24 protein-coding genes are annotated in these 26,535 nt (G+C 63.6%); 11 read left to right on the forward strand and 13 right to left on the reverse strand.

What is annotated here, in order from left to right; all coding sequences use genetic code 11:
• Positions 1 to 64: 64 nt before the first annotated feature.
• The 3 genes from XH90_RS08105 to XH90_RS08115 all read left to right on the forward strand — a co-directional run bounded on the left by XH90_RS08105 (position 65) and on the right by XH90_RS08115 (position 3,449).
• The gene (locus XH90_RS08105; RefSeq protein WP_194480216.1) at positions 65 to 1,189 is read left to right on the forward strand and encodes a DUF2336 domain-containing protein; all 1,125 of its coding nucleotides are present in this window, start codon (positions 65 to 67) and stop codon (positions 1,187 to 1,189) included.
• Between the two features lie 25 nt (positions 1,190 to 1,214).
• Positions 1,215 to 1,460 carry a hypothetical protein gene (locus XH90_RS08110; protein WP_194480218.1) on the forward strand — a complete coding sequence of 82 codons (246 nt, stop codon included), beginning with the start codon at positions 1,215 to 1,217 and terminating at the stop codon, positions 1,458 to 1,460.
• A 360-nt stretch (positions 1,461 to 1,820) separates the two neighbouring features.
• The gene (locus XH90_RS08115) at positions 1,821 to 3,449 is read left to right on the forward strand and encodes a di-heme-cytochrome C peroxidase (RefSeq protein ID WP_194480219.1); all 1,629 of its coding nucleotides are present in this window, start codon (positions 1,821 to 1,823) and stop codon (positions 3,447 to 3,449) included.
• 20 nt (positions 3,450 to 3,469) lie between these two features.
• On the opposite strand, the gene XH90_RS08120 is transcribed toward XH90_RS08115, so the two are convergent.
• Positions 3,470 to 4,309, reverse strand: a complete 840-nt coding sequence (locus XH90_RS08120) for a class I SAM-dependent methyltransferase (RefSeq protein ID WP_194480221.1) — start codon at positions 4,307 to 4,309, stop codon at positions 3,470 to 3,472.
• Between the two features lie 161 nt (positions 4,310 to 4,470).
• Here XH90_RS08120 and XH90_RS08125 point away from each other — a divergent pair, with 161 nt between their 5' ends.
• The 3 genes from XH90_RS08125 (at position 4,471) to XH90_RS08135 (ending at position 9,768) form a co-directional block, all read left to right on the forward strand.
• The gene (locus XH90_RS08125) at positions 4,471 to 7,854 is read left to right on the forward strand and encodes an AAA family ATPase (protein ID WP_194480222.1); all 3,384 of its coding nucleotides are present in this window, start codon (positions 4,471 to 4,473) and stop codon (positions 7,852 to 7,854) included.
• On the forward strand, positions 7,845 to 8,381 hold the full coding sequence (locus XH90_RS08130) for a sterol desaturase family protein (RefSeq protein ID WP_194480226.1): 537 nt from the start codon (positions 7,845 to 7,847) through the stop codon (positions 8,379 to 8,381). The genes XH90_RS08125 and XH90_RS08130 overlap by 10 nt, the downstream gene beginning before the upstream one ends.
• A gap of 166 nt (positions 8,382 to 8,547) precedes the next feature.
• Complete coding sequence (locus tag XH90_RS08135; RefSeq protein WP_371748261.1) at positions 8,548 to 9,768, forward strand: integrase core domain-containing protein; 1,221 nt, start codon at positions 8,548 to 8,550, stop codon at positions 9,766 to 9,768.
• A gap of 71 nt (positions 9,769 to 9,839) precedes the next feature.
• Here XH90_RS08135 and XH90_RS08140 read toward each other — a convergent pair whose 3' ends face one another.
• Positions 9,840 to 10,202, reverse strand: coding sequence for a hypothetical protein (locus XH90_RS08140; RefSeq protein WP_194480229.1), 363 nt, complete (start codon positions 10,200 to 10,202; stop codon positions 9,840 to 9,842).
• 138 nt (positions 10,203 to 10,340) lie between these two features.
• On the opposite strand from XH90_RS08140, the gene XH90_RS08145 reads away from it, so the two are divergent.
• Together XH90_RS08145 and XH90_RS08150 are read left to right on the forward strand one after the other, a co-directional pair.
• Positions 10,341 to 10,709 (forward strand): cupin domain-containing protein, encoded by a 369-nt coding sequence (locus tag XH90_RS08145; RefSeq protein ID WP_194480231.1) that lies wholly within the window; start codon positions 10,341 to 10,343, stop codon positions 10,707 to 10,709.
• 132 nt (positions 10,710 to 10,841) lie between these two features.
• Positions 10,842 to 11,207: a response regulator gene (locus tag XH90_RS08150; RefSeq protein WP_194480233.1), complete on the forward strand. Its 366-nt coding sequence runs from the start codon at positions 10,842 to 10,844 to the stop codon at positions 11,205 to 11,207.
• Between the two features lie 189 nt (positions 11,208 to 11,396).
• Here XH90_RS08150 and XH90_RS08155 read toward each other — a convergent pair whose 3' ends face one another.
• Both XH90_RS08155 and XH90_RS08160 read right to left on the reverse strand, forming a co-directional pair.
• Positions 11,397 to 11,561, reverse strand: coding sequence for a hypothetical protein (locus XH90_RS08155; protein ID WP_194480235.1), 165 nt, complete (start codon positions 11,559 to 11,561; stop codon positions 11,397 to 11,399).
• A 36-nt stretch (positions 11,562 to 11,597) separates the two neighbouring features.
• Positions 11,598 to 15,767 (reverse strand): LuxR C-terminal-related transcriptional regulator, encoded by a 4,170-nt coding sequence (locus XH90_RS08160; RefSeq protein WP_194480236.1) that lies wholly within the window; start codon positions 15,765 to 15,767, stop codon positions 11,598 to 11,600.
• Between the two features lie 151 nt (positions 15,768 to 15,918).
• Between XH90_RS08160 and XH90_RS08165 the strand changes: the two genes are divergently transcribed.
• Complete coding sequence (locus tag XH90_RS08165) at positions 15,919 to 16,245, forward strand: nuclear transport factor 2 family protein (RefSeq protein ID WP_194480238.1); 327 nt, start codon at positions 15,919 to 15,921, stop codon at positions 16,243 to 16,245.
• Positions 16,246 to 17,745: 1,500 nt separating this feature from the next.
• Here XH90_RS08165 and XH90_RS08170 read toward each other — a convergent pair.
• From XH90_RS08170 to XH90_RS08180, 3 genes are read right to left on the reverse strand one after another with little or no spacing between them, the layout of a single operon-like run.
• Positions 17,746 to 18,123, reverse strand: a complete 378-nt coding sequence (locus XH90_RS08170; protein WP_246755717.1) for a TadE/TadG family type IV pilus assembly protein — start codon at positions 18,121 to 18,123, stop codon at positions 17,746 to 17,748.
• A complete protein-coding gene (locus XH90_RS08175; protein WP_246755718.1) occupies positions 18,120 to 18,584 on the reverse strand; it encodes a TadE/TadG family type IV pilus assembly protein in 465 nt (154 codons plus the stop codon). The genes XH90_RS08170 and XH90_RS08175 overlap by 4 nt, the downstream gene beginning before the upstream one ends.
• 50 nt (positions 18,585 to 18,634) lie before the next feature.
• Positions 18,635 to 19,942: a TadE/TadG family type IV pilus assembly protein gene (locus tag XH90_RS08180; RefSeq protein ID WP_194480240.1), complete on the reverse strand. Its 1,308-nt coding sequence runs from the start codon at positions 19,940 to 19,942 to the stop codon at positions 18,635 to 18,637.
• A gap of 268 nt (positions 19,943 to 20,210) precedes the next feature.
• Between XH90_RS08180 and XH90_RS08185 the strand changes: the two genes are divergently transcribed.
• Positions 20,211 to 20,567: a hypothetical protein gene (locus tag XH90_RS08185; RefSeq protein WP_246755719.1), complete on the forward strand. Its 357-nt coding sequence runs from the start codon at positions 20,211 to 20,213 to the stop codon at positions 20,565 to 20,567.
• 275 nt (positions 20,568 to 20,842) lie between these two features.
• Positions 20,843 to 21,211 (forward strand): hypothetical protein, encoded by a 369-nt coding sequence (locus XH90_RS08190; RefSeq protein WP_194480242.1) that lies wholly within the window; start codon positions 20,843 to 20,845, stop codon positions 21,209 to 21,211.
• Positions 21,212 to 21,446: 235 nt separating this feature from the next.
• On the opposite strand, the gene XH90_RS08195 is transcribed toward XH90_RS08190, so the two are convergent.
• The 6 genes from XH90_RS08195 to fumC all read right to left on the reverse strand — a co-directional run bounded on the left by XH90_RS08195 (position 21,447) and on the right by fumC (position 26,493).
• The gene (locus tag XH90_RS08195; protein WP_194480243.1) at positions 21,447 to 21,728 is read right to left on the reverse strand and encodes a hypothetical protein; all 282 of its coding nucleotides are present in this window, start codon (positions 21,726 to 21,728) and stop codon (positions 21,447 to 21,449) included.
• A gap of 330 nt (positions 21,729 to 22,058) precedes the next feature.
• Positions 22,059 to 23,930, reverse strand: coding sequence for a ferrous iron transporter B (locus XH90_RS08200; protein ID WP_194480245.1), 1,872 nt, complete (start codon positions 23,928 to 23,930; stop codon positions 22,059 to 22,061).
• Positions 23,931 to 23,953: 23 nt separating this feature from the next.
• Positions 23,954 to 24,229: a FeoA family protein gene (locus XH90_RS08205; RefSeq protein ID WP_194480246.1), complete on the reverse strand. Its 276-nt coding sequence runs from the start codon at positions 24,227 to 24,229 to the stop codon at positions 23,954 to 23,956.
• 113 nt (positions 24,230 to 24,342) lie between these two features.
• Positions 24,343 to 24,597 carry a ribbon-helix-helix domain-containing protein gene (locus XH90_RS08210; protein ID WP_027529561.1) on the reverse strand — a complete coding sequence of 85 codons (255 nt, stop codon included), beginning with the start codon at positions 24,595 to 24,597 and terminating at the stop codon, positions 24,343 to 24,345.
• Positions 24,594 to 24,782 carry a DUF4169 family protein gene (locus XH90_RS08215; RefSeq protein WP_194480248.1) on the reverse strand — a complete coding sequence of 63 codons (189 nt, stop codon included), beginning with the start codon at positions 24,780 to 24,782 and terminating at the stop codon, positions 24,594 to 24,596. Before XH90_RS08215 ends, XH90_RS08210 begins: the two co-directional genes overlap by 4 nt.
• A gap of 283 nt (positions 24,783 to 25,065) precedes the next feature.
• Positions 25,066 to 26,493 (reverse strand): class II fumarate hydratase, encoded by a 1,428-nt coding sequence (fumC, locus tag XH90_RS08220; protein WP_194480250.1) that lies wholly within the window; start codon positions 26,491 to 26,493, stop codon positions 25,066 to 25,068.
• Positions 26,494 to 26,535: the final 42 nt, after the last annotated feature.

The raw sequence follows: 26,535 nt of genomic DNA on the forward strand, positions 1-26,535 counted from the left end.
TTCGGAGTCCTGCCCGCAAGAGCAGGACGGCGCCGAAGAACTTCCAAGAACTGGGGTGATCGAGATGGACGGGGCGAAGACGCTTCTACAGGACCTGGACGACGCAATCGCGCGCGGCACCGACGAGAGCCGGGCGAAGGCGTTGTGGCATGCGACGGATCTTCTGATCACCGGGCGCTACGTCGACGACGACATCAGCACGTTCGGCGAGGTCATCGGCCGGCTTGCCGACGAGATCGAAGTCGCCGCGCGGGCGCAACTCTCCGAATTGATGGCCGGCTGTGATCATGCTCCGCTCAACGTCATCGAGAAGCTCGCGCTGGACGACGAGATCGAGGTCGCAGGCCCCGTGCTGCGCGACTCCAATCGCATCGACGAGAAGGTGCTGGTCGAAAGCGCCATGACCAAGGGCCAGGCGCATCTGCTCGCGATCTCGCAGCGCGAGGCGATCGGCGAAGCCGTGACCGATGTGCTCGTCAAGCGTGGCAACCAGGAGGTCGTGACCTCGGTCGCCAGGAACGAAGGTGCGCGCTTCTCGGGCTCGGGCCTGCTGCACATGGTGCGGCGCGCCGAGGGCGACTCGATCCTCGCCGAGCAGCTTGGCTTGCGCAAGGACGTGCCGCGCCACATCTTCCAGCAACTCATCTCCAAGGCGTCGGAAGACGTCCGCCGCCGGCTCGAGACCGAGCGTCCCGAGATGATGTCGCAGATCCAGAGCTCGGTGACCGAGGTCACCGGCGATCTGCAGTCCAAGTTCGGCCCGTCCTCGCGCAGCTATTTCGTCGCCAAGCGCGTGGTGACGACGCAGTACCGGCAGGGCAACCTCAACCAGGTCTCGATCTCGAACTATGCGCGCCAGCACCGCTTCGACGAGGTGCAGATCGGCCTGTCGCTGCTGTCGTCGCTCCCGGTCGACGTGATCGAGCGGGCGCTGATGGACCGCAACCGCGAGATGATCCTGGTGCTGTGCAAGGCGCTCGATTTCACCTGGGACACGACGATGTCGCTGTTGTTCCTCGGCGCCAAGGATCATCTGATCACGGCGCGTGAGCTCCATGACAACGAGCGCGATTTCGGCCGACTCAAGATCGAGACATCGCGCAGCATTCTGAAATTCTACCAGTCGCGCAAGAACAGCGTCGGCGCCGATCCCGCGACGGGTCGTCAGCCCGAACTCCAGGTTCACTGAACGGGACATCGAGGGAGTATTTGCAATGTTGCCTCAATTCGGTACCGCAGTCCGCAAGAACAAGAGCCTCGCCAGGAACGTCACCGCCGAGATCGGCGGTGCGGCTCCCGAGAAGGCCACGGTCGACGCCGCATGGCTCGTGCTGGAAGCAGCCAACGACCTCGGCGACCACGCCGCGATCGAAGCCTGCCGCCGCGTCATCGATGCCGAGCTGAACGGCACGGTGCCGGGCAGCGCGGATACCGATCTCGTGGTTGGGTATTTCCGGTAAAGAGACTGAAGCCGTAGGACTTCTGACGCCGCCGGTTTCGTCGCGCCGACCGGCAGCGCGTCCCAATGCCCCACCTCTACCTTTGCGCTTATTTCAGACATGATGTAGCCTCCGCTTGCGGTCGCCGAAAGGCGGTCGCGGGCAATGGGGTTCGGAGCGGTCGCTATGGGCGGCGTGGCTTCCTTGTTGGCGATCTGGCGCAAGCGCGCAGGCGCTCCGAGCGTCGTTTTCTACATGACATTTTCTGGAAGGCCTCCGGTGCTGCACGTGGCGCATCGGTAGCGCACGATTGCTGATTGCCAGGTAGCGACGGCATTGATGCCGTCATGATTGAGAGCTTCACAACGATTGGAGCTGATTATGAAATTTGATGTGCGCGTAATATTGATTTCCTTCGCGGCCCTGTTTGGCGTCATCATTTTTGCTGCGGCCGAAGACAAGCCTCCGTCGGACAACCCCGTGCATCTGCGGCAGGGCTGGACGGCCGACACGGCCGATCGCTGGCATTTCATCTCTCAGGGAACAGCGATCTTCCCCTATGAATGGTTTCTCGCGCTCGAGCAGCCGGGCCAGCAGCCCGGGCAAACCGAACTGATCAGCGCGCCGGAGAATTTGCAGCGGCTCGGCTTCCTCGCCGAGCCTGCAAACCCGACCAGCAATCCCGATGGACTTCCCGTCGGGCTCTACAAGACGCAGGTCGATTTCCCCGATGGCAAGCACGCGTGCTGGAGGGGCAGCTGGCTCGGATTGGGCTGTGCGGGTTGTCACACCGGGCAAGTCAATTATCGCGGCCAGCAGATCCGCATCGAGGGCGGACCGTCCCATATCGATATCGGCGGCCTGACTGGCCAGCTTTCCGCCGCGCTTGCCAAGCTCGGGGATCCGCAGGTCGCCGCGCGGTTCATGGCGCGCGTGAAGCTTCCGGTTCCCGTCGTGACCGCGGGATTGGGATGCTTCGCTCAGCTTCCTTCGTTTCCGACCTCGCCCGGGACCCCGGATACGATCGGCGGGGCGGGGAGATTGGACGCGCATGGGGCAGGCCTGAACCAGCTTCTTGCCGGCCCCCTGAACGAGCCCAGGAATTATGCGCCGCTGACCGCGCCGGTGAGATATCCGGTGCTGTGGGATACGCCGCGCTTCAGCTGGGTGTTGTACAACGCGTCCATTCGCCAGCCGCTGACGCGTAACCTGATCGAGGCGCTCGGCGTCCAGGCGCCCATCAAGCATGACCCCACGATGCTCACGCTCAACGTGACCCATGCGGTCGAGATGGAGAATGTGGTCTGGGGACAGCGGGCGCTGATGGATTTGCGTTCGCCGCGCTGGCCCGATGCGATCCTCGGGGCACCCGATCTCAAGCTCGCCGCGCTCGGTCAGGCGCTGTATGCGAAGACATGCGCCAATTGCCATGCAGTTGCGCCGCCGGCCGCGGCCCCGGGGGCCTGCGACGAGATCCAGATCCCGGTGTTCGACCTCACGCAGATCGGCACCGATCCCGAGCAGGCGAAGACGTTCGCGAACCGCAGGGTCACGTTGTCGAAGATCAGAGGGCCGGACGATATCGCCAACTATGACGCCGCCAGGATCGTCACGGGTAACGTCGCGGAGCAATGGATCGCCAAATCCAACGACAATGCGGCAGCTGCGGCTGCGATCAATTGCGGGCGTCCAAACGAGTACCGGGGACTGCTCCAGTATCGCGCAAGGCCCCTTAACGGCGTCTGGGCGATGGCGCCCTATCTGCACAACGGCTCCGTTCCGTCGCTCCATGATCTCCTGCTGCCGCCGGAGCAGCGGCCCAAGACATTCTTTGTCGGCAATTGGGAGTTCGATCCGGTCAACGTCGGATATGCGATGGCGAGCGAGAGCCCCACCGCGTTCAAATTCGACACCACCTTGCTCGGCAATTCGAACGCCGGACACGCCTATGGAACGGATTTGAACGAGGACGACCGGAGGGCGTTGATCGAATATCTCAAGACGCTGTGAGCCCGCTGCAGTCCCTGCAGTCAGTCCTTGCGACAGGTGAAGCAGTAATAGGGACACGTGCCGTCGGCAAAGGATGCATGCAGCTGCGTGCCGGGAATTCCCGCGAATTCGTGCGATACGCCGAGCAGCACCCGCGGCACGATCTCGTCCGCCAGTGCCGTTCGCCGCGCGCCGTCGAGCTCCAGCGCGCGTGCCACGTTGGCGGTGATGTCGTCCTCGCAGGTGAGGCGCAGGCGCGACTTGGCCAGCGACTCGCGCGGATACACGTCTTTCGACCGGTCCTCGAAACAGGCCATCAGGAACACGCCGCCCGGCCTGAGCACGCGGTGGACCTCGTCCAGAAAGCGTCCCATGTCGCCATAATGCTGGGCGCTCTCGACGTTGACCACGACGTCGAACCTCTCGTCCGCGAACGGCAGGCTGAGCGCATTGCCGACCTGGAATGCCAAATTATCCTGATCGGCATAGCGCGCCTTGTTGAAGCGGATCGCCGGCTTGCAGATGTCGAGCCCGGTGTAACTGCGCGGATGGAGATAGCGCGCAATGTAGGATGCGCCGCCGCCGCGACCGCATCCGACCTCCAGCACATCCTTGCCCTCGATCGCAGCTCCCGACACCGTGTGGTGGTAGAGCTGGATCGCATAGCGATCGGGCTCGTCGACGGCTTGCAGCGCGACCTGCTCGCCGTTCAGCGAGGCATAGCCGTAATTGAGAAATCGGATCGCGGCGTCCTGGTCGAGACTGCTCAGCAGGGAGTACCAGGCGTTGGTGAAAAGGTGGCGCGCGGCGCGCGAATAAAACAGCTTTACGACGGCCTGATGTATCGGGTTCGCCGCTGTCGGATACGGATCCTGCTTCACGGATGAATACTCTCACGCGAAAATGGGGAACGCTTCCACCGGAAAGCATGGGCCAGTGCCTTCGATGCGTCAACAATGGCGACGCTTGCCTGCCACGATTGACTTCATTTCGAGGGGGCATATACTTTAGGTTTAGTACAGATAATGCTGGACCCGCGTGGATGACTGGGCAGGTTGCTGCCTGGTTGGAGAAGGTCGGCCTCCCTCAATACCAGAAGTCCTTTTCTGACCACGGCATTGATTTCGATATTCTTTCCGAGATTACGGATCGCGATCTCGCGACCATGGGCGTCGTGCTCGGGCACCGGCGCAGGCTGTTGCGTTCGATTGCAGAGCTGGACGTTCCGAAGGCGCGTCTCGTCGCACCCAAAGTGGACGCGGGCGCCGAGCGGCGGCAGCTCACGATCATGTTCTGCGATCTCGTCGGCTCGACGGCTCTGTCGCAGCAATTCGATCCCGAGGAGATGCGCGAGATCCTGCAGGCCTATCGCGAGGCGGCGACTGCCGTCATCGCGAGTTACGACGGCATCGTCTCGCGTCTGGTGGGCGACGGCATCCTTTCATATTTCGGCTATCCGTCCGCGCACGAGGACGATGCCGAGCGCGCCGTTCGTGCCGGGCTCGAGATCACTGCGGCGGTCCAGGCCATCGACGTGCAGCCGGGCTTGCGGCTGGAGGTGCGGATCGGCATCGCGACCGGGCTCGTGGTCGTCGGCGATCTCATTGCAAAGGGCGCCTCGAGCCGGCTCGAGGTGATCGGCGAGACGCCCAACCTCGCGGCGCGGATGCAGGCGTTCGCCGATCCCGGCTCGGTCATCATCGCGGCCTCGACGCGCCGGCTGGTCGGCAATCTGTTTCAGCTCCGCGAGCTCGGCACGCGCGCGATCAAGGGATTCAGCGATCCGGTCGAAGTCTGGGCGGTGGATCGTCCATCGCCGCTCGCGAGCCGCTTTGAAGCCTATCGCTGCGCGGGCCTCGCCGGATTCGTCGGCCGCGAGCACGAGCTCGAGCGCCTCGCCGAGTGCAGGCAGCGGGCCTGGCGCGGCCAGGGGCAGGTCGTGCTGATCTCGGGCGAGCCCGGCATCGGCAAGTCGCGACTTGCGGAGCATTTCCTCGATGAGCGGATCGGCGCGGAGCCGCACATCCGCCTGCGCTATCAGTGCTCGCCGCATCATCGCGCCAGCGCGCTCTATCCCGTCATCACGCAGCTCCAGCGCGCCGCGAAGATCAGCGCCGGCGACGGCAACGCGCAGCGGCTGCGCAAGCTCGAAGCGCTGCTCGGGCGCAGCGACCTGAAGACGCCGACGCTGGTGCCGCTGTTTGCGGATCTGCTGTCGATCGCCACCGGCGGACGCTATCCGCCGCTCGACTGGACGCCGCAGCAACTGCGGCGCAACACGCTGGCCGCGCTGATCCAGCGCCTGCAGCGCCTGTGCGCCGAGGCACCGGTGATCTGCATCGTCGAGGACCTGCATTGGGCGGACGCGACATCGCTCGAGCTGCTCGGGCTTGCGGTCAGGCTCGCCGACCAGCTTCGTCTGCTGCTGGTCCTGACGTTCCGCAACGAATTCAAGCTGCCATGGATGGGCCCGGCGAATTTGACGACCCTGGAGCTCGGACGGCTCAAGGAAACCGACGTCCAGCGCTTGATTGCCGAAGTGATCGGAAGTCGCGCGGTCCCGTCCGAGCTGGTCAGTCAGATCGCGGCGCGGACCGATGGCATCCCGTTGTTCGTCGAGGAGCTGACGCGCACCGTGCTCGAGATGGGCGTCCTCGAAAAGGGAGCGGGCGGCCGCTACCGGATCGCCGGCAGCCTGCCGCGCCTGTCGATCCCGACCACACTCCAGGATTCGCTGATGGCACGGCTCGACCGGCTCGGGCCGGCGAAGGAGATCGCGCAGATCTGTGCCGTCATCGGCCGCGAATTCTCCGACGGGCTGCTGCGCGAGATCGCCGACAGGGACGACGCCGAGCTCGATGCCCGGCTCGCCCAGCTCGAAGGCGCCGAGTTGATTTTCCGCAACAGGTCCGCGCCTGAAGGCGTCTATGCTTTCAAGCACGCGCTGGTGCAGGACACCGCCTATGAGAGCCTGCTCAGGAGCAGCCGGCGGCGCTTGCACGAGCGCATCGCGGTCGTGCTCCAGGAGAAATTCAAGGACATCGCCGCAGCTTCACCTGAGATTGCCGCGCATCATCTGACGCAGGCCGGTCTCGTCGAGGACGCCGTTGAGTGGTGGGGCAAGGCCGGCGACCGGTCCCTGCGCAGCTCGGCCTATCCCGAGGCGATCGCGCATCTGACCAAGGCCATCGGCCTTGCGGAGGGCCTGAGCGAAAGCCCCGCAGGGCAGAGCCGGCGGCTGCAATTGCAGATCGCCTATGGCAACGCGCTGATCGCAACGCGCGGCTATGGCGCGCCGGAGACCTCGGTCGCGTTCGCACGCGCGCGCGAGCTCGCCTCCGGGCTCAAGGGCGCCCCCGAACGGTTCGCCGCGACTTACGGCCTGTGGGTCGGAAGCCTCGTGCGCAGCGAGCTCGGATCGATGCAGGAGCTGGCGCAGGCGTTCCTCGACGATACCGCCGACCGGCCCGATGCGCCGGAGGCGGGGATCGCGCACCGTGTTTGCGGCATGACGCGCTGGTTCGAGGGCAATTTCGTCGATGCCAGGCGGCATCTCGAGCAGGCGCTCGCGATCTACCGCGACGAGCACGACCGCAATCTCGCGTTCCTCTATGGCCACGACTACGGCATCGCGGCCGCCATCTACCTCGCGCTGGTGCTGTGGCCGCTCGGCGAAGTCGATCGCGCCGAGCAATTGGCGCAGGAGGCGATCCGCCGTGCCACCGACAGTGGCCATATCGCGACGATGGTCTACGCGCATTTCCACAAGATCGTGCTCGACGCGGTGCGCGGCAATCCTGAAGGCGCGCGGCCCCATGTCGATGCCGTGATCGAGCTCAGCCGCGAGCACGGACTTCTGCTCTACACGCGGGCCGGAAAATTCTGGAACGGCTGGATCCGCTGCCGTCTCGGCGAGCCGGCCGCGGGACTCAAGGAGATGGAGGATTCCATCGCGCTGCCGCTGGTCGGCAAGATGGCAACCGGGCTCTACGTGCCCTTGACCTGGACGCTGCTGGCCGAAGCCAAGGCCGGCGAAGGGCAGTTCGACGAGGCGCTCGCGATCCTCGACGAGCAGCTCGCCGAGGTGGAGCGGACGGGGCAGGAGTGGTTCACGCCGGAGATCCAGCGCTGGCGCGGCGAGCTGCTGCTGCGCAAGGACCCGATCGATATCGTCGCCGCGGAAGCGGCGTTCACCCGGGCCATCGCGACCGCGCGGGCACAGCAGACTGCGACATACGAGCTGCGCGCCGCGCTCTCGCTGGCGAGACTCTACCAGGCGAGCGGAACGGATGCGCAGGCGCGGAGCGTGCTCGGTCCGGTGATCGGGACATTCACCAGCGCGAAGGAGTTGCCGGAGATTGTCGAGGCACGGGCGGCCATGGAGCGTTCCAGCAAGACCAGCCCATGCGCAAATCCATGCGACTGAAAACATTCTTGTACTTTGCCGATTTCGTGTTCTACCCCCTCGCAAGTGCCGCGCTGGTCGTGGTCGCGTTGCAGTTGAAAGAGCCGCTGCGCTGGGACGAGGCGGCGATCGGATTTGCCTGCGGGCTATTGCTCTGGAGCCTCGCCGAATACGTCATTCACCGTTTCGCCCTGCATGGTCCGGCCTATCTCGCCGCCCTGCACGACATGCACCATTCCGATCCGCGCGCGCTGGTCGGCTCGCCGCTCTGGCTGAGCCTGGGCTCGATCTGTCTGGGATCGTTGCTGCCGGTATGGCTGCTGGTCGGATTCGGCAGCGCCTGCACCGTCACGGCGGGACTGATGCTGGGCTACATCTATTTCGGTGCGCTTCACCACATCATCCACCATCTTCCGGTGAAGCGCGGCGGCTATCTCTGGCGGCTGAAGCGCCGTCATGCGCGCCATCACTACGGCCAGCGGCCGTGCAATTTCGGCGTGGTCACCAGCATGTGGGACCGCGTGTTCGGAACGTATTGCCCCGAATAGCCGGCGGTCGGCGCATGCTTCGATGAGTGCGGTTGCCAGCTACGTATTGCGGCCACTTCTCCCCGTCGGGGAGAGGTGGAAGCACGGTCCTAACCGGCTACATGGGTAACAGAATAGACCGGCGACATGGGTAACAGGTCAACTGTCGGCAGGGAGGACCCTGCCGATGGGTTGGAAGGAGACCTGTGCCGTGGAAGAGCGGATGCGCTTTATGGTGGCGGTTGAGAAGGGCGAGGAGTCGTTTGCCGCGATCTGCCGGCGGTTCGATGTAAGCCGCCGGATTGGATACAAGTGGCTGGCGCGCTTCGAAGAGGAAGGGGTTGCCGGTCTGCTCGACCGTTCGCGAGCGCCGGCGCATCATCCGCAAGCAATTGTCCCGAAGGTCGCGGAGCGCTGCCTCGAGGTGCGTCGGGCACATCCGACCTGGGGGCCGAGGAAGGTTCGGGCCTATTTGAAGCGCGCCGCGCCCAAAACGGCTTGGCCGGCGACGAGCACGATCGGGGAGCTGTTCGACCGCGAGGGGTTGACGGTGAAGCGCAAGCTGCGCCGGCGTAGCCCGCCATCGAGTGCGCCGTTTGCCGGTTGCGAGGCCGCCAACGACGTCTGGTGCATCGACTTCAAGGGTTGGTTCCTGACCGGCGACGGCAAGCGGTGTGAACCGCTGACGTTGACCGACGCTCATAGCCGCTACCTGTTGCGCTGCCAGGCCCTCTCCCGGACGGATACCGACCATGTCTGGCCGGTGCTGGATGCGGCCTTCCGCGAGTTCGGGCTGCCCCGTTACCTGCGGTCGGACAACGGCTCTCCCTTTGCGTCGACCGGCGCGGGCGGGCTGTCGCAACTGTCGGTGAAACTGATCAAGGCCGGCGTGACGCCGGAACGCATTGCCCCGGGCAAGCCGCAGCAGAACGGCCGTCACGAGCGCATGCATCTCACTCTGTTGCAGGATGTGGCCAATCCGCCGGCGCACAGCATGCGCGAACAACTGAAGCGACTACGCAGCTTCCAGCGGCTCTACAACGAAGAACGTCCGCACCAGTCACTCGACGATGCGACGCCGGCCGAGCGCTATCGAGCTTCACCGCGACGCTTCGACGGCATCCTGCGCTCGCCGGAGTATGGAGATCGGGAGGTGCGCCGGGTTCGGCACAACGGAGAGATCAAACTCGACGGCAAGTTCATCTACATCACCGCAGCTCTGGCGGGTGAGCCGGTCGGCCTGGCTGAAGCTGAAGATGGCTGGATAGTCAGCTACGGCCCGATCACGCTCGGCACCATCGCTCACCATGCAGACGAACTGCGACGCCCTAAACGCAAAGGCCGTGGACTTGGGGACAACGCTGCGCGTTGCCCCCAGGGTCCACAGCCCCAACAACAACAGACCTGAACGAAACGAGAATTGTGTTACCCATGTCGTCGGTTTGATCTGTTACCTATGTCGCCGGTTGCTCAGCACCATCATCCGCAATTCCAGATCGCGCCGATCGGCGTCCGCGTCCAGCACGGACCGAAGCTGCCGCCGTTGTAGCGGGATCCGCCGAAGCCGGGCCGGCCGAAATAGCGCCACTCGCCGTCGTAGTAGCGGTAATAGCTCGGCACCGGGTCGATATACCAGGGACGCTGGTTTTCGCGCGCGTAGCGCCGGAAGCCGTTCTTCTGCATGAAGATCGGCTGGCTGTTGCTCAGCGGCTGGCGATAGCCCGGCAGGAAGCCGTAGCCGCGCCAGGCTTGCCCGTGCTTTTTGTGAATGGACGCCGCAGGTGCGGTGACCGGCAGCAGCGACAAAGTGACAGCAACAAACAGACACAGGAAGCGCGACATGATCAGACCATAGACAGCCGATGGCGGGAAAGCCATTCAAATCAGAGTCGGATTCACCTTGCACGCCGGTTCGAACATGGCGGCGTGCCCCGGTGAGGGTTACAAGTCGACAAGTGCTGGTTCGATGAAAGGTGCTCCATGGTTGAACGTTCCGACCGTCCCGAAGGTGCTCGGCAATCCGGCTTTGCCGGTGTCACGCGCAAGATTCTCGAACGTCTTCCATTGCCCGGCAACCAGGAGCTCATGGTCGTCGAGGTCACCTATCCGCCCGGCGGTGTCGCTCCGTTGCATCGGCATCCCGTCGCGGGCGCGATCTACATCGTCGAAGGCGTTGCCGAGTCGGCCTATGGCAGCGACGAGCCGCGGCAATATCGCGCGGGCGAGACGTTGCAGGATCGGGCTGATCTCCCGCACACGCACTTTCGCAATTGCGACCCGGATCGCCCGCTCCGCTTTCTGACCATCTACGTCCTCGAACCCGGGCGCTCCTACACGCTGGAGCCGTGAGCCGTCGCCCGTTGCCGGCGGAACCGACAGGTTTCATGCGCGCCATCGCGAGAAAGCCAAAAACGCGTGTTGCACTCCGCGCGCACCGGAACATTCACGTCGCGTCGGATCGCCGGCCGGCCAAAGGCAAGCATGTCGGAACCGCCGTCGATCCTGATCGTGGAGGACGAATATCCGCTTCAGGGCGTGCTCGAAAGTGCGCTGGCGGAGGCAGGCTTCGCCTCCGACATCCTCTCGTCCGGCGAGGAGGCGATGACGGTGTTCGTGGCGCGGGGAAAATATCACAAGGCGCTCGTGACCGATGTCTATCTCGGCGGCACGCTCAACGGCTGGGATCTCGCCCGAAGAATGCGGGAGAAGGATCCGGACCTTCCGGTCGTGTACATCACCGGCGGCGCCGGCGCGGCATTGTGGAGGTCGGAGGGCGTGCCCAACAGTGTCCTCCTCGAAAAGCCGTTCCATCCCGAACGGCTGGTTGCGGCGCTCATGAAGCTGTGAGCTGCCGCCATGTCGTCGACTATCTCTTCCGGCTTGCGTTCGGCGCCGCGTTCCTGCTGCTGGTGACACGACGGACGTGAGCGGACCCTGTTTCGGCGGCTCCAGGCCGATATCGACGATCGCCTCCAAGCTCGCGCGGAACGGGCCGCGTCGATCTCGGCCATGGCGAACACGCGCCGGATTTCGTCCTCAGGATTGCGGCTCGTCGCTCGCGAGAGCGCGAAGGTCGTCGAGAAGCGCGGCCTCTATTTCGCGGATATGCGCCGCCGTCGGCCCGGTCGGGAACTCCTTGGCGAGCTGGCGGCAGCGCTCGAGACGCTCTTCCAATATCCGCTTGTCCCGGTCCTGGTTCATGGCTCGAGCATATTCAGTCGATGAGAATGCAACACGTCAAAGCAGGTAGTCATGGGAAGCAGGTACGACCGCATGATGCGAACCGCCATTGCCGTGGCTCGCGGCATGCTCGTCCGGCGCAATGGCGGTCGCCTGGACGATCATATCGAGGTCCTTTTGCTGGCCGGGCGGAACGTGCGAATCGAGCAGGTTGTCGAGCTGTTGAGGTTCAACGACCGCGGCGGCGGGTGCCGTCGCCAAATTATCGAAGCGGAACACCAGTTCCGGATCTGCTCCGCTGGCCGCGGACGCAGCTTGAGCCGGCTGTGCGGCGTCGACCGCGCCGGTTGCGTCGCTCGGTACGACGATCTCGGCTGTATCAGGCGGGCTTGCAGGAGCCGACTGTGCATCGTGACCGGAGTTGCCGTGTTCGGTCGGGTCTGTCGTCGTCACTGCCGCTGACGCATCCGCGATGTCCGCAGCCGGATCGTGATGCCCGTTGCCATTGCCGCCGCTATTGCCCGGCGTGGGGTCGGCTTCAGCCGACGCCGTGGCCGCCGCCTTTGCAGGCCCTGGCTCCGACGCGTGCTGTGAGTTGCCGGGGCCCGCGCTGTCGGCCGTTGCGACGTCCGGATCGACGCTCTGAGTTGCATCTGGTGTGCTTGCAGAGGCTACCTCTGCATCGTGGCCCGAGTTGCCGTGTTCGGTCGGGTCTGTCGTCGTCACGGCCGCTGACGCACCCGCGACGTCCGCAGCCGGATCGTGATGCCCGTTGCCATTGCCGCCGCTATTGCCCGGCGTGGGGTCGGCTTCAGCCGACGCCGTGGCCGCCTTTGCAGGCCCCGGCTCCGACGCGTGCTGTGAATTGCCGGGGCCGGCGCTGTCGGCCGTTGCGACGTCCGGATCGACGCTCTGAATTGCATCTGGTGAGCTTGCAGAGGCTGACTCTGCATCGTGGCCCGAGTTGCCGTGTTCGGTCGGGTCTGTCGTCGTCACGGCCGCTGACGCATCCGCGATGTCCGCAGCCGGATCGTGATGCCCGTTGCCATTGCCGCCGCTATTGCCCGGTGCGGGGTCGGCTTCAGCCGACGCCGTGGCCGCCGCCTTTGCAGGTCCCGGCTCCGACGCGTGCTGTGAGTTGCCGGGGCCCGCGCCGTCGGTCGTTGCGACGTCCTGCCCGACACCGTCGGCTGCTTTCGACGCGTTTGCGGAGGCTGGGTGATCGGAGTTGCCTTGTTCCTTGTCGTGTGCTTCTGCCGCCTGGGCTGAGCCTTGCTCCGAAGCGTTCTGCGAGTTGCCGTGGCTCGCACTGTCGGCCGTTACGACGCCCGGTTCGACACTGTCGGCCGCGTCCGTCGCGTTTGCGGAGCCTGAGTGATCGGAATTGCCGTGTTCCTTGTCGTGTGCTTCTGCCGCCTGGGCTGAGCCTTGCGCCGAAGCGTTCTGCGAGTTGCCGTGGCTCGCGCTGTCGGCCGTTGCGGCATCGGGTTCGGCGCTGTCGGCCGCGTCCGTAGCGTTTACGGAGGCTGAGTGGTCGGAGTTGCCATGCTCCTTTTCGTGTGCCTGCTGCGAGTTGCCGTGGCTCGCGCTGTCGGCCGTTGCGGCGTCGGGCTCGGCACTGACGGCTGCGTCCGCGACGCTTGCGGAGGCCGAGTGGTCGGAATTGCCGTGCTCCTTGTCGTGTGCCTGCTGCGAGTTGCCGTGGCTCGCGTTGTCGGCTGTTGCGGCATCGGCGGTACTGACGGCTGCGTCCGCGACGCTTGCGGAGGCCGAGTGGTCGGAGTTGCCGTGCTCCTTCTCGTGTGCCTGCTGCGAGTTGCCGTGGCTCGCGCTGTCGGACGTTGCGACGTCCTGCTCGACACTGTCGGTTGCGTTGGCAGAGTTTGAGTGTCCGGAATTGCCGTGCTCGTTGTCGTGTTCTTCTGAAGCCGCGGCGCGATGCTCGCCGCTGCTGCCCGGTGCGGAGTCGGCTTCAGTCGCCCCTGTGGCCGTCACCACGCTCGTTTGGACGATCTCGCTCTGGGCCGTCGACGAGACACTCGTGTTCGCATTGGTCGGCTCACTCTTCGATGCGGGATTTTCATTTGCCGCAACCGTCACCCGATGAGCATGCACGACTGATGATGGGGGAGCAGACGCGGCAGGCGGGCCATCGCTCTCCTCCGTTGCATCCGCCGGATCGCCGGTGAAACTGACTGACCTCGCCGAGTTCCCTGAGCCGTCTCCGATCTGCCGGAACAGGAACCTTGAACCGTCGTCGGCCAGAATGCTCCAGGCGCCTGAAGTCCCGAATGCGCCGTCGCTCGATCCGGCGGTGCCCTGGACATTGTCGGTGCTCAGCGCAGTCTCTTCGGTTGCGATCGCCGATGGCAACGCTTGTTCGAGCTGCTCCAGTGTGACCGCGATGGAAGCGGCTTCCGGCTGAGCGACGAAATCCGACTCCGCAACGGAAACGATCCCCTGCAGATGGACTTCCACCAGGCCGCGATCGCCGATATCGAGGCTATGATCGGTCGAATTTACATAGACGATCGTTTCGTTGCTTGCGGCGTCGTAGATCCAGGCAAGGGTGTGTGGCGGTATCGACTTGCTTGCTGCCGTCATATGCAGCCAGGCGAGCGCTCCGAAAGCCTCGAGACTGATCCTGCTCGATCCGGATGCGAAATCGAAGGCGGAGGCGGACGAGGTCGAACTGGAATCGCTCGGGGGAGGCTGAACGGCGTTTTCACCAACGTGGCCCTCGATCATTTGATCGCGGCCATATGCTTCAGCGCCGGCATCGTGACCAAGGTCCGTTGAGCCAACGGGTTGGAGGTTGTCCCCCACGGCGCCATCGCCGGTTTGGCCCCGAGGTTCTCCAGCGGCGCTTTCGTGCCCGGTGGTCACACCAGCGGAAGGCTGGTGGGACTCAGGGAAAGCCGGGGCCGGGTCGTCGACATGATGAGAGCCCGCGTCGGTGATCGCGGCCAGTTTTGTCGTCGCATTTTCTCCAGCCGGACCCAGGAAACCGTCGATGGACCCTTTGCCCGCCTCGTGCGCCTGTGCGGCAAGATGCGGGTCGTTCAGCGCGTAGATCAACGCGCCGGTGAGAGCGGCGAAGGTGCCATACCCTCCTTGAAACGACATCGGATTGGAGGGAGGGGGTGGGAGTTGATGGTCCGGGGGCAGGTCACCAAGCTGCGCGTCGCTGGCACCTCTCGGCAAAAGCGCAGGAAGACTGGGCGTGCTCGATCCTACGGGACCGTGGTCATTCCACGGTTTGGGGCCTCCAACCTGCTCGGCCGCGCGCAGCGCTTCCATCGCCGTCGCCGCGGTCGTGACTTGGCCCATCTTGGCGAGAAAGTCTCGAAGGGTAGGCGGAGGCGTCTCGCTGGATTCCCAGGCGATGCGGTGCCGGAGAATGGCCTTCTTCCAGGGCTCATACTCCGTATGCTGGCTCGCGTGGCCGATGCTGCCGTCATTCGAAAGCCTGTCGTTCGCTCCCGACGCCTTGACCGCTTCCGACGCCTTGAGTTCGTCCTCGATGGCGAACGCCAGGAAGGCCAGCGCGAGGGTGCCGAAGACGGAGGTGCGTTGCAACAACGCGATGGTCGCGAGCACGGTCCTGTTGGTGATCTCGAGCTTCTGGAAAATATTGTGAAGGTGGACCTTGACCGTCCCCTGGGACACGTTGATCTGGCGCGCGATCTCCTTGTTCGACATGCCTTCCGACACCAGTCGGACAATTTGACGTTCCCGTTGCGTCAATTGCCCTAGCAGCTTTTCAATTTTGCCGACGTCAGCGTCCTTGCCGGCCGGCGAGAGATCGGACCGCTCCAGCGACACGCCGCGCTTCGCCATCAGCCTCAGCGATCGCAGCATCGTCTCGGGGGAGTCGTACTTCGAGATTGCGCTGCAGGCGCCGGCAGCAATGGCTGCGGCCAGTTCGTGGTCGGTGTCGGATTCGGTAAAGAACACCAGGCGCGTGGGAAGGTTCTCGGCTTTCACGATCGCCAGGATCTCGGATACCGTCAGATCCGGCAGGGTGTCCGCAACGAGCGCGACGTCGGGTGTCAGATTCCGGATGGCTTCGAGGCAGCTCGTCCCGTCGCTGGACGATGCGACCACGTCGAATTCCTGCTGCGCCCCCAATACCGACTTCAGTCCCTGCAGAACGATCGGTTGTCGGTCTACGATCACGAGCCGGATGCGCTGAAATATCCACTGCTTCGCAGTCACGTCTAACATGGACTGTGCCTCGGCCCGGCGATCTATGTCCTTCGGCATATGGCCGGGGCCGGGTGGGGGCATTAAAATACAATTAATCGTTGGTAGAAAGAGACTTAGCAGGGTTAACCCTACCTAAATCGCGCGTCTCGACGGTATACAGGTGTGGAATATGACCTTTGACCCAATGGCCGTGGCGGTTGACTGGCTGGATGCCTACCGCGCTGGGGATATTGAATCGATTTTGGATATGTATGCCGATGACGCCGTGGTTCGCTGCGGCTTCGGCTCGGTCAAGACCATCACCGGCCGCGAGGCACTTCGCGCCGATTGGATCGATCGCCTCCGCAAGTATCCGGCAGGCACGTTGGACGATCTCAATCCCTACCACGACGGAACCATTCTCTCGTACGTCACGAGTTCCGGCGTGGTCAGCGCGCTCTTTGAGTTCGACGCCGCTGGGCGGATCAAAGAGCTGAACCTGGCTCCGACCCACTAGACCCGCGGCGCGATCCGGGCGCCGCAACCGCGCGCTTGCTGGCCCCGGCAGCGCCAGGCGCCAACATCTGCTTCGAAATCACTCGCGGACATCGCAGGAACTTCCGGCAACGCGCGGCTTTGTCTGCCGCGCGTCTCGAAACGGGCGTGCCCGAAAGGACCGCCGGCGAAGAGGTGCGCGACGCCCATAGCCGGCGGATCCCAAGGGCGGACGCTGCCTCGACGGTCCGGAGTGTCGCGCAAGTTTTGGCGTCGATCCATCTGCACCGATGGAGTTGCGGACCGAAGCCGCAGCAAGCGATCGAGCATTGTCACTCGATCTCGAGGATCTGATCCGCGCGATCGAGGCTCGGAGCGTTTTGGGCTTCCTCCATCGAGGCGCTTCATAGATACCAAGCGGGCACTCTCACGATCCGACGTTCGAGGCGTCCTGCGGGCGTTCGAGAACGTTGCGTGCCCTGAGCGCGATCAACCACGGACGAGCGCGCCTATCAGGGCGCTGTCCGATCAAATCCTGGCCTTGGCTACGTATACCCCCGCGACGCATTTGTAGCGATCGATGTGCCAATCGTCCCCCCGGTAGATGGGATGAGCAGTCTTCCATCGCGCCAAGCTTGCTTGGCCGCCAAGCATGCAGCTCTGGAAAGTGAGCCTTGAATCCAACGCGGAATTTGTGACGACCACCTCAGTGCAGTCCTGGGCAGAAAGATGACAAAGCACAGCAACGACGGTGACGAACATATGCATAATCCAAATCTGTAGTCGGCCAGGCAGTAAATGAAGAGAACATACACTTATCGTTCAGTTGATAATGTAGGCGCGAGTCTGCTTACGGCGGCCGTGACCGTCGTTCGTCAGGATACTCAAAGCACCAATCTCATCGATGGCAGATCAGGAGATCGATGTGCCGCAAACCGCCCTGATGGCGGCCTCCTTTTCTCTGGGCAATCAAAAGAAGAAATCTGGAAGATGCGAAACACCGACCGGAGCTATGTGATCAACTTGGTCCAGGACGTGCTGAGGCAGCGTCACCTCGGCCAATGATGTGCCCGATGGGCCAGTTTGGACTGGTGGCAGTTCCGTTGGGAGGTGAGCCAGTGCTTGGTCCGGCGCGTGGTCAAAGACTTGAGCTGGAAGCGTTGATGGTTTTGCCATTACGAAACTCTCCAAGGAGGAAGACCCGCCCTCTGGAGGTTTCGTCTTTGCGGGACGTCAGAGGGCGGGCGGCAGAGATATCCGTATGCGTAGCGCCGAAGCGCCGAAAGAACGCTACGCTTGTCGGGAAAAAGTAGCAATTACCCTTTGAAGCCCCTTGATCTCGGGCAAAAGGGTAATTTGATACGGGGCGCCGGGGCTGGGCATTTGAGCACCAACATCATTTCAACCGGCAGGGGGCTGCTGCGAGGTAGCCCCTTTCGATTCAACCGGTGCCGGCTGAAAGAGCCCGCCAGCTGAGGCGGTCTCTTTTCATTGCTGTCGAACAACGCCGCGACAGCCGAACTCAACTCGGAAAGCACGCCTGAGCCGTTAGCGTCACCGGCGACAGATTGAGTATTTGTGGAAATTGGAACGCGTAACTTGCGCTCACCTGGTTGCCACAGTTCGACGCCGAATAAGCGAATGTCTGCGCCGGAAGGGCGAGTCCGAAGGCTTGCTGCGCGGCGTAGCCTGTGATGGCGCCGCTGTTCGGACACAGCGATGGATTGACGGTCGCACACCGCGCGGCCATTTCAGTCCCATGTTGAAGGCCGAGTTGAGTCCAGAAAAGCAATCCAAACTCGATGATGCCAAATAGGAACAGAAAAAAAACGGGGGCGGTCAGTGCAAATTCCAGCGCCGTTGTCGCCCGATTGTCTGCCCATATCGCTGCGAGCTTCACTGCAGCCTCGTCGTGGATTGGGCATTGTATGTGTACGCGACTGCGATGATCTGGTAGTTGATCAGTGTATAGTAGGTCGCTTGGGCCGAGACAGTCGCATAAGTACCAGCCTGCGCGCCGCCCGTGCAGACCGTGCCGGCGCTCACAACGCTCACCCCTGTGCCCGTCGGGCAGCCGTAGAATTTAACCGGTCCGGGTGAAGCCGTAACGGCAGTGGAGTTGGTTGCGCTCGTTACGGCGCTCGAGATGCCGCTCGCGTCAAAGCCGTGAATGATCGCGTATTGCGCTCCGGCTTGCGCCGCGTCCTCGACCTGCATCTTGCGAAAGACCGCGAGCCCGATGTCAGTCACTGAAACGACCATGAGCGACAGTATCGGGATCATGATCCCGAATTCGATGGCTGCGACGCCTCGCTCATCATGGATGGCAGCGCGCACGCCCCTCGCCAGGGCTTCGAACATGCGACCACGGCTTCCAGGTGACGATTTCCGAGTTCGCGTCATGGCCGACCTCATTCGACGAGTTGGGCAGTTTGCGAGCCGATCGTTGCAGTGCCGCCGAGCGCGGAGCAATCGACCTGGAGATTCGAGGTGCCGGTGAATGTCAGCGTGTCCGCAATGATCTTGGTGCACGAGGTACTCGTACCGTTGCCGCCGCTGAAACTGAGATTTGCCTTCGGCAGATAGATGGCTCCCCCGAAGTTCTGCGTGCTGCCTCCGGTGAGGTTGAAAGCGGTTCCGGCCGGCATCTTGCGGTCGCCATAGATGACGATTCCCTGCGTGGAGCCGCTGGTTGGCGCCGTCAGGTTGATGTTCGCGTTGCTGCCGATCGAAGCGGTTCCCCAGTCACTGCCCGAGCCCGTAAACACCAGGGTCACGCCAGTGCCGGTAATCGTGGCGTTGCCCGCGACGCTCAAATTGGCGCCGTCGAGGTAATAGATGCCGGGATTGAGGTTCAACGTCGCTCCGGCGTTGACCGTGATACTGCCGCTGTAGCAGCCGGGGTCGAGGGAACTGGTCTTCCCGTTGGAATTGACGGTGATCTTGGCGTTGGTGCAACTCGGCTCCGAGGGAGGAAGCACGTTCGCATAGGGATCGGCAATCGGTTGAACGTGCGTTTTAACGCCGTTGGTGGTCGTGATGCTGCTGGCCCCGGATACATCGCCGACCACTCCGACCTGGTTGGCAGAAACGGTCGCGCTGCCAGCAACGTTGAGCGATGGGCTTGCGCCGGAGTTGCTGTAGAGGTTGCACTTGATCAGATTGAGCTGGTTTCCTCCGCTTACGTTGACGGCTGGGCTCGCGCTCGAATTGAGTGCAAGCACGCAGCCTGTCCCGGAATTGGGGAGGGCAACCGCCCGCGCGGTGATGAGGACGGGATCCGAGCCGAACAACGCCGACAGCAGCCGCTGTTGTGGCTGACTCACGACGACCTCGATTGCCTGGAGATTGGACGTATATCTGCCGGCTTTCGGCGGATTATTTACCGCAACCGTGACGTTGTTCACCGAATTCGAGTAGCCGTAGTTCGCTGTGACGGCGTCGGCTTCCGCCAATATATCCCCGCCGGCGCTTGCGGCCGTTGCAGCGCTCACGGCGCCGGAGTCGGCCGCACTTTGCATGTTCTTGTGCTTATAGTACCACCATCCGACCTCGGTTCCGAGGCCGGCCGTGCCGACCAGAACGGGCATCAGCAGCGCGGAAATAATGACGTAGCTGCCCGACTGATCTCGGACAAATTGCCGGAATATCCCACTGGCGTCGTGGCCTGTGATTTTTCGGTGGGGCGGCGAAGCGCGCAGTGTTTGTCTGATATCCATCTGTCCGACCCGATGCCGCTTGCCATCTTTTCCCGATGTGAGCTTCGCTTGGACCGATTTAAGGCTACCTCAATGGGCCGGGTAAAATTTTAACGAGGCATGCGAGCAAGCTGGTGGCGGGAATTGGGGTGGACGGGTCAACCCGCGCTCAAATGTTCTCGTTGGGCCGCTGGTTGCCTGTACGTATCTTGACTCAAATCAATCGTTATCCCGCGCGTTTCGAGATCGATTGCCATGGAAGCGAGTTCATCCCTGACAGGAGGCGAGGATGCGGGTGTTGGCAATAGCTGCTGTCTTGAGTCTGACGCCGGTTTCGGCTTACGCCGTCCCGGACTGCCGGGTCACCGGCAACCCATCCGTGTTCGGCGTCGATATGACGGCTTACTTCGCGGTCAGGTCGGGTCAGACGTGCAATTTCCCGATCCGGATTCCGGGAGCGATGCGTAGCTCGGGCGTTTCCCGCAAGCCTGCGCACGGGACGCTCAGGCAGCTCAACGTCACGACGTTCAGGTATACCGCTGCATCCGGTTACAAGGGCAGCGATGCGTTTGCGATCTATGGTGAAGGCGAAGGTCCGTACGGCTCAGGCAGGTCGGTCATCTCGGTGAATGCAACGATCGAATAGGCGGCGGTCCTGATGCCGCGCTTCGACCGACCGACGATAACCGGCCTCGGCCGGCTATCCGCACTGGCGCCGTTGACGAGCACATGCAGATCGCCCCGACGCGCAGCAATTCGGGATGCATCCAGTCTCGTCCAGCGTCGGGAAGCATGACATGCGGCGATCCCCGAGCGCACGCGGGCGTTGATCTGGATCAACGCCGTTTTTGAACGCGCGTGGCTTTCTTGCAGGCGACGTAATGCGACACCGCCAGGGCAGTATTAGAGACGGAGGCAGATATGAACGCCGCTCTATTTTCGCTCGCGCTGCTTGCGAGCCCTTCGTTGGTGGAAATCTCGGATGGAATTCCGGAGCTCAAGGTCGAAGCCTTGTGCAAGGCGACGACGGAGACGGACAAGGCCATGGGATTGGCGCTCGCGCAGAGCTTTGCCGATTGCATGCGGGATGAGACCGCGGCGCAGCAACAACTTGGCACGCTCTGGGCGACGACGAGGCCCGCCGTCCGCAACGCGTGCGAGAGCGAAGCCACCATCGTTGGCCAAAGCTATGTCGATCTACTCACCTGCATTCAGATGACGGACGTTGCGACTGCGACATCGACGACGCCGGCGCTCAGGGGCGCGAGCAAAAATCGAAACAGGCAATAGAAGCCATTGCTGCACCGACGGCCTGTTGATTCAGTTCGACAACGGTACGATCCCGGAGCGCGACATTCCACCGGCCCTGCCGCCTGTGCGCGGATGATGATCGGGCGTATGCGAGCCTGCGCGCGGCAACCCGAATTGCCGGGACCGCGGGGCGAGCCGCGATGACGCGCGGCTCGCCCCGTCCGGTATTGACGCAGTCCAGTTCAACGGCTTGCGCGCCCTCGTACCGGCGCCCTCAATAGCACGGCGGATAGGGGTAATACCCACAAGCCCGGCGATAGCCGTAGGCCCCGTAGGCAGCAGCTCCCGCCGCCGCCGCGCCGTAATACGCCCGCCGATGGACCCTGCGGTTGACGCCTGCGACGCTCATCGGCGTAAGGGGGCGCCCGACGCGGGCCTCGGCGGTGTCGACCGACACGGCGACCGTCGCCATCGGCGAGTAGTGAAACGACAGGGGCGCTGCCGTGAACAGCGCAGCGGTGACGAACAGTCCAATCAGCTTGGCACGTGCACTCATGTGCTCTCTCCCATTGCAGGACGACGCAATCGTGACAGGCCGATGAGGGGGACCATTGAGACAAATCAATGCTGCCGAACTTCCAAATGGAGTTCGTGCGCGATCGCGACGTCGCAGGTCACGGGGCTTGCCGTAGGGGCCGGCACAGGATGCAAATGTCAGCGCCCTACCCGGATCGCCCATGCTGCCATCATGCGCCTGTTTTGCCCGACGGGTCAACGGATTTTCCGAATTTTCGTCCGGCAACCTTCGCGCAGGCGCAAGCCGTTGATTTCACGACCCCGTCTACTGTGCATGGGGTTGTTTTCGCAGTTCTGGTCTCGAGAGAGGCTAGCCCGCGCCGAGTGCGACCGCGAAATTGTAGGTCAGCAGGCTCGCCGCATAGGCCAGCACCAGCATGTAGGCGAAGGTCGCCGCCATCCAGCGCCAGCTGCCGGTCTCGCGCCGGATGACGGCGAGCGTGGAGGCGCATTGCGGAGCGAAGATGTACCAGGCCAGCATCGACAGCGCGGTGGCGAGCGACCATTTCGTCGCCAGCACCTGGCCGATCTGCTCGGCGGCTTCCTTGCCGCCCTCGATCGCATAGACGGTGCCGAGTGCAGCGACCGCGACCTCGCGCGCCGCCATGCCCGGGATCAGCGCGACCGCGATCTGCCAGTTGAAGCCGACGGGATGAAGCAGCGGCTCGATCGCCTTGCCGATGATCGCGGCGAGGCTGAAGTCGATGGCGGGTTCGGTGCTGCCGGCGGGCGGCTGCGGGAACGAAGCCAGGAACCAGATCAGCACCATCATCGAGAAGATCGTGGTGCCGGCGCGCTGCAGGAACATCTTGGCGCGGGTGTAGATGCCGATCAGGATCGATTTCAGCCGGGGCATCTTGTAGTCCGGCAACTCCAGCATGAACGGCGCCGGCGCATAGTCGCGCAGCATGAAGAATTTGATCAGGAACGAGACGGCCAGCGCGCTGACGATGCCGGCGGCATAGAGCCCGAACATCACGAGCCCCTGCAGGTTGATGAAGCCCCAGACGTCCCTGGCCGGAATGAAGGCGGAGATGATCAGCGTGTAGACCGGAATGCGCGCCGAGCAGGTCATCAGCGGCGCGATCAGGATCGTGGTCAGCCGGTCGCGCTTGTTGTCGATGACGCGCGTCGCCATGATGCCGGGAATGGCGCAGGCAAAGCTCGACAGCAGCGGAATGAAGGCGCGGCCGTGCAGGCCGGCGCCGCCCATGATGCGGTCCATCAGGAACGCCGCGCGCGCCATGTAGCCGAAATCTTCCAGGAGCAGGATGAACAGGAAGATGATGATGATCTGCGGCAGGAACACGATGACGCTGCCGACGCCCGAGATCACGCCGTTCTGAAGGAAGCTCTGGAGCAGGCCGTCGGGCAGGGTGGCGTGCACGAACTCGCCGAGTGCGTCGAAGCCGGATTGCAGCAGCTCCATCAGCGGCTGCGCCCAGGCGAACACCGCCTGGAACATCACGAACAGGATCGCCGCGAGCACGATCAGGCCGCCGACCGGGTGCAGCACGATCGCATCGATCCGCGCGGTCCAGGTGTCGGGCCTGGCAGGCAGGCTGACGCAGTCCGAGATGATGCGGTCGGCCTCGCGCTGGGTCGCGCGCAACTCGGAGACGCTGAGTGCGCGCCAGCTGTTCTCGGCCGGCTCGGCGGCGAGCTTGGCGGAGATCTCGTCGGTCAGCGCGAGCAGGTCGGCCGTGCCGCCCTTGCGCACCGCGATCGAGGTGACGACGGGTACGCCGAGCTCCTTGGCGAGCCTGACGACGTCGACGGAGATGCCGCGGCGGCTCGCGATGTCGAACATGTTGAGCACGAGGACCATCGGCCGGCCGGTGCGCTTGAGCTCCAGCAGCAGGCGGATGGTCAGACGCAGATTGGTGCTGTCGGCGATGCACAGCACGAGGTCAGGCACGATCTCGCCGGAGGCCTTGCCGAGCACGAAGTCGCGGGTGATCTCCTCGTCCGGGCTGCGGCCGCGCAGCGAGTAGGTGCCGGGCAGGTCGACGACGGAGACCTGGCGCCCCTGCGGGGTGACGAAGAACCCTTCCTTGCGCTCGACCGTGACGCCCGGATAGTTCGCGACCTTCTGCCGGCTGCCGGTCAGGGCATTGAACAGCGAGGTCTTGCCGCTGTTTGGCGTGCCCACCAGGGCGAGATGAAGCAGGGGTAATTCCATGGATCGAATATCCGGTCGCGCTTCTAGGCGACGATGATGGCCATGGCCTCGCGGCGGCGCACCGCGATGGTGATGTTGTCGACACGCACGGCGATCGGGTCGCGCCCGACCAGCCCCTCGTGCAGGACCTCGACCCTTGCGCCCTCGACGAAGCCGAGCTCGATCAGCCGGCTCTCCAGCTCGATGTCCGAGAGAGCCGAGCCTGCGTCCCTGGCAGAGAGGTGCTGAATGACGCCGGTATAGCCGCGCTGGGCCAGGCCCAGCGGCATCTCGCGGCGCGTGTCATGGATGTCGGTCATGCCCTGTATTTTCAACGCAGGGCATCGAGGTCAAGCGCGCGTGCCCGCTGAAACTGCACCTTAGAGGGATTTTAAAGTGCAGATCACGAAGGCGTGGGCCAAGCGCCCCGGCGCTACTGCGCCGGGACCTTCTCCGGCTGGATGGCGGCCATGGCGCGGCTCTTGAAGTAGTCGAGCACGAACAGGCGGATCGCCGAGGACAGATTGCCCTGCTGGCGGGCGCCGTCGATTTCGCCGACGAGCTCGGACAGCGTCATGTTGCGAAGGCCCGAGATCTCCTTCATGCCGTTCCAGAACGCCTCTTCCAGGCTGACGCTGGTCTTGTGGCCGGCGACCACGATCGAGCGCTTCACGACGGGCGACTTCATGGCTGCTCCTCGCGATCGATCCGATGCTGGTCCAGATGTGCCTTCGCCTGGTCCGCCTGCTTCTCCTCCGCCGATCGCTCGGCCTTCGTGCGGCCGAACTTCGTTCGGTTGACGTCCGCCTGCTTCGCCGATGCCTCCCGCTCGGCGCGCTTCCTGAAACGATTCAGGTTGATGACGTTCCCCATGCCGCGTCTCCATCATCCTCTCCTCTTCAGGCTGGATGAAACTTCCAGAAACAGGGCGCCGCGTTGCGCCCCACAAGACTTGATCGTCATTCGCTCGTCCTCGTCAATCGGCCTCGCGGGCCATCAAACGATGAATTTCGCCCCGTCAAGGGCGGTGGGGCTTCTTGCGTAGCAGGTGCCCCCGCCGCCACATTGACGGTAATCAAATCCCGTCCCTTAGGCCTTACAATTTATGGGCTTTGGGGCTCCGTATCATTACGGATGACTATCGGAATTCGGAATTTTATCCGGGCCGCGTCATCTTCTCGGGCTGCACCAGGCGGTCGAATTCGTCGGCGGAGACGAAGCCGAGCCGCAGCGCCTCTTCCTTCAGCGTGGTGCCGTTGGCATGGGCGGTCTTGGCCACCTTGGCGGCGTTGTCGTAGCCGATCTTGGGCGCGAGTGCGGTCACCAGCATCAGCGAACGCTCCATCAGCTCCTTGATGTGCTTCTGGTCGGCGCGGATGCCGCTGACGCAATGCTCGGTGAAGGAGCGCGCCGCGTCCGCCATCAGGCGGATCGAGTGCAGCATGTTGTAGGCGAGAACGGGCTTGTAGACGTTCAGCTCGAAATGGCCCTGGCTCCCGGCGACCGTGATCGCGGTGTGATTGCCGAACACCTGGCAGCACACCATGGTCATCGCCTCGCACTGCGTCGGATTGACCTTGCCCGGCATGATCGACGAGCCCGGTTCGTTCTCCGGCAGGATCAGTTCGCCAAGCCCCGAACGCGGGCCAGATCCGAGCAGGCGGATGTCGTTGGCGATCTTGAAGAGGCCCGTGGCGACGGAGTTGATGGCGCCGTGCGCCGCCACGTAGGCGTCGTTGGAGGCCAGCGCCTCGAATTTATTGGCGGCGCTGCTGAAGGGCAGTTTGGTTATTCTGGCAACGTGCTTTGCGAATAGCTGCGCAAAGCGCGGTTTGGAATTGAGGCCGGTGCCGACCGCGGTGCCGCCCTGCGCCAGGGGATGGAGATCCTTCACCGCGACCTTGAGCCGCGCGATGCCGCTCTCGACCTGCGATGCATAGCCGGAAAATTCCTGACCCAGCGTCAACGGCGTCGCATCCTGGGTGTGGGTGCGGCCGATCTTGACGATCTTGGCGAACTCCTTCTCCTTCTTGCGCAGCGCGCGGTGCAACTCGCCAAGGGCCGGGACGAGGTCAGCGGTGATGCGGCTTGCGGCCGCGATATGCATGGCGGTCGGGAACGAGTCATTCGACGACTGGCTCATGTTGACGTGGTCATTGGGATGCACCGGCTTCTTGGCGCCGAGTTCGCCGCCCAGGAGCTCATTGGCGCGGTTGGCGATGACCTCGTTGAGGTTCATGTTGCTCTGGGTGCCCGAGCCGGTCTGCCACACCACCAGCGGAAAGTGATCGTCGAGCTTGCCCTCGATCACCTCGTGCGCGGCGCGGATGATCGCGCCGGCGCGGCGCTTGTCGAGCAGGCCGAGTTCGAGGTTCGACTGTGCGGCCGCGAGCTTGACTGTGCCGAGCGCATGCACGAGCGAGATCGGCATGCGATCGATGCCGATGCGGAAATTCTGCCGCGAGCGTTCGGTCTGCGCCCCCCAATAGCGGTCGGCGGGGACCTCGATGGGACCGAAGCTGTCGGTCTCGGTGCGGGTTGGGAGGCGGGCGGTTTTCGCAGCTTTGGCCATGAGCACATCCATTCTGCCGCGGGAAACTCCGCGCGGCCTCATCATGTGCTCTTC

The organism is Bradyrhizobium sp. CCBAU 53338 (genome assembly GCF_015291665.1).
Taxonomy (GTDB): Bacteria; Pseudomonadota; Alphaproteobacteria; order Rhizobiales; family Xanthobacteraceae; genus Bradyrhizobium.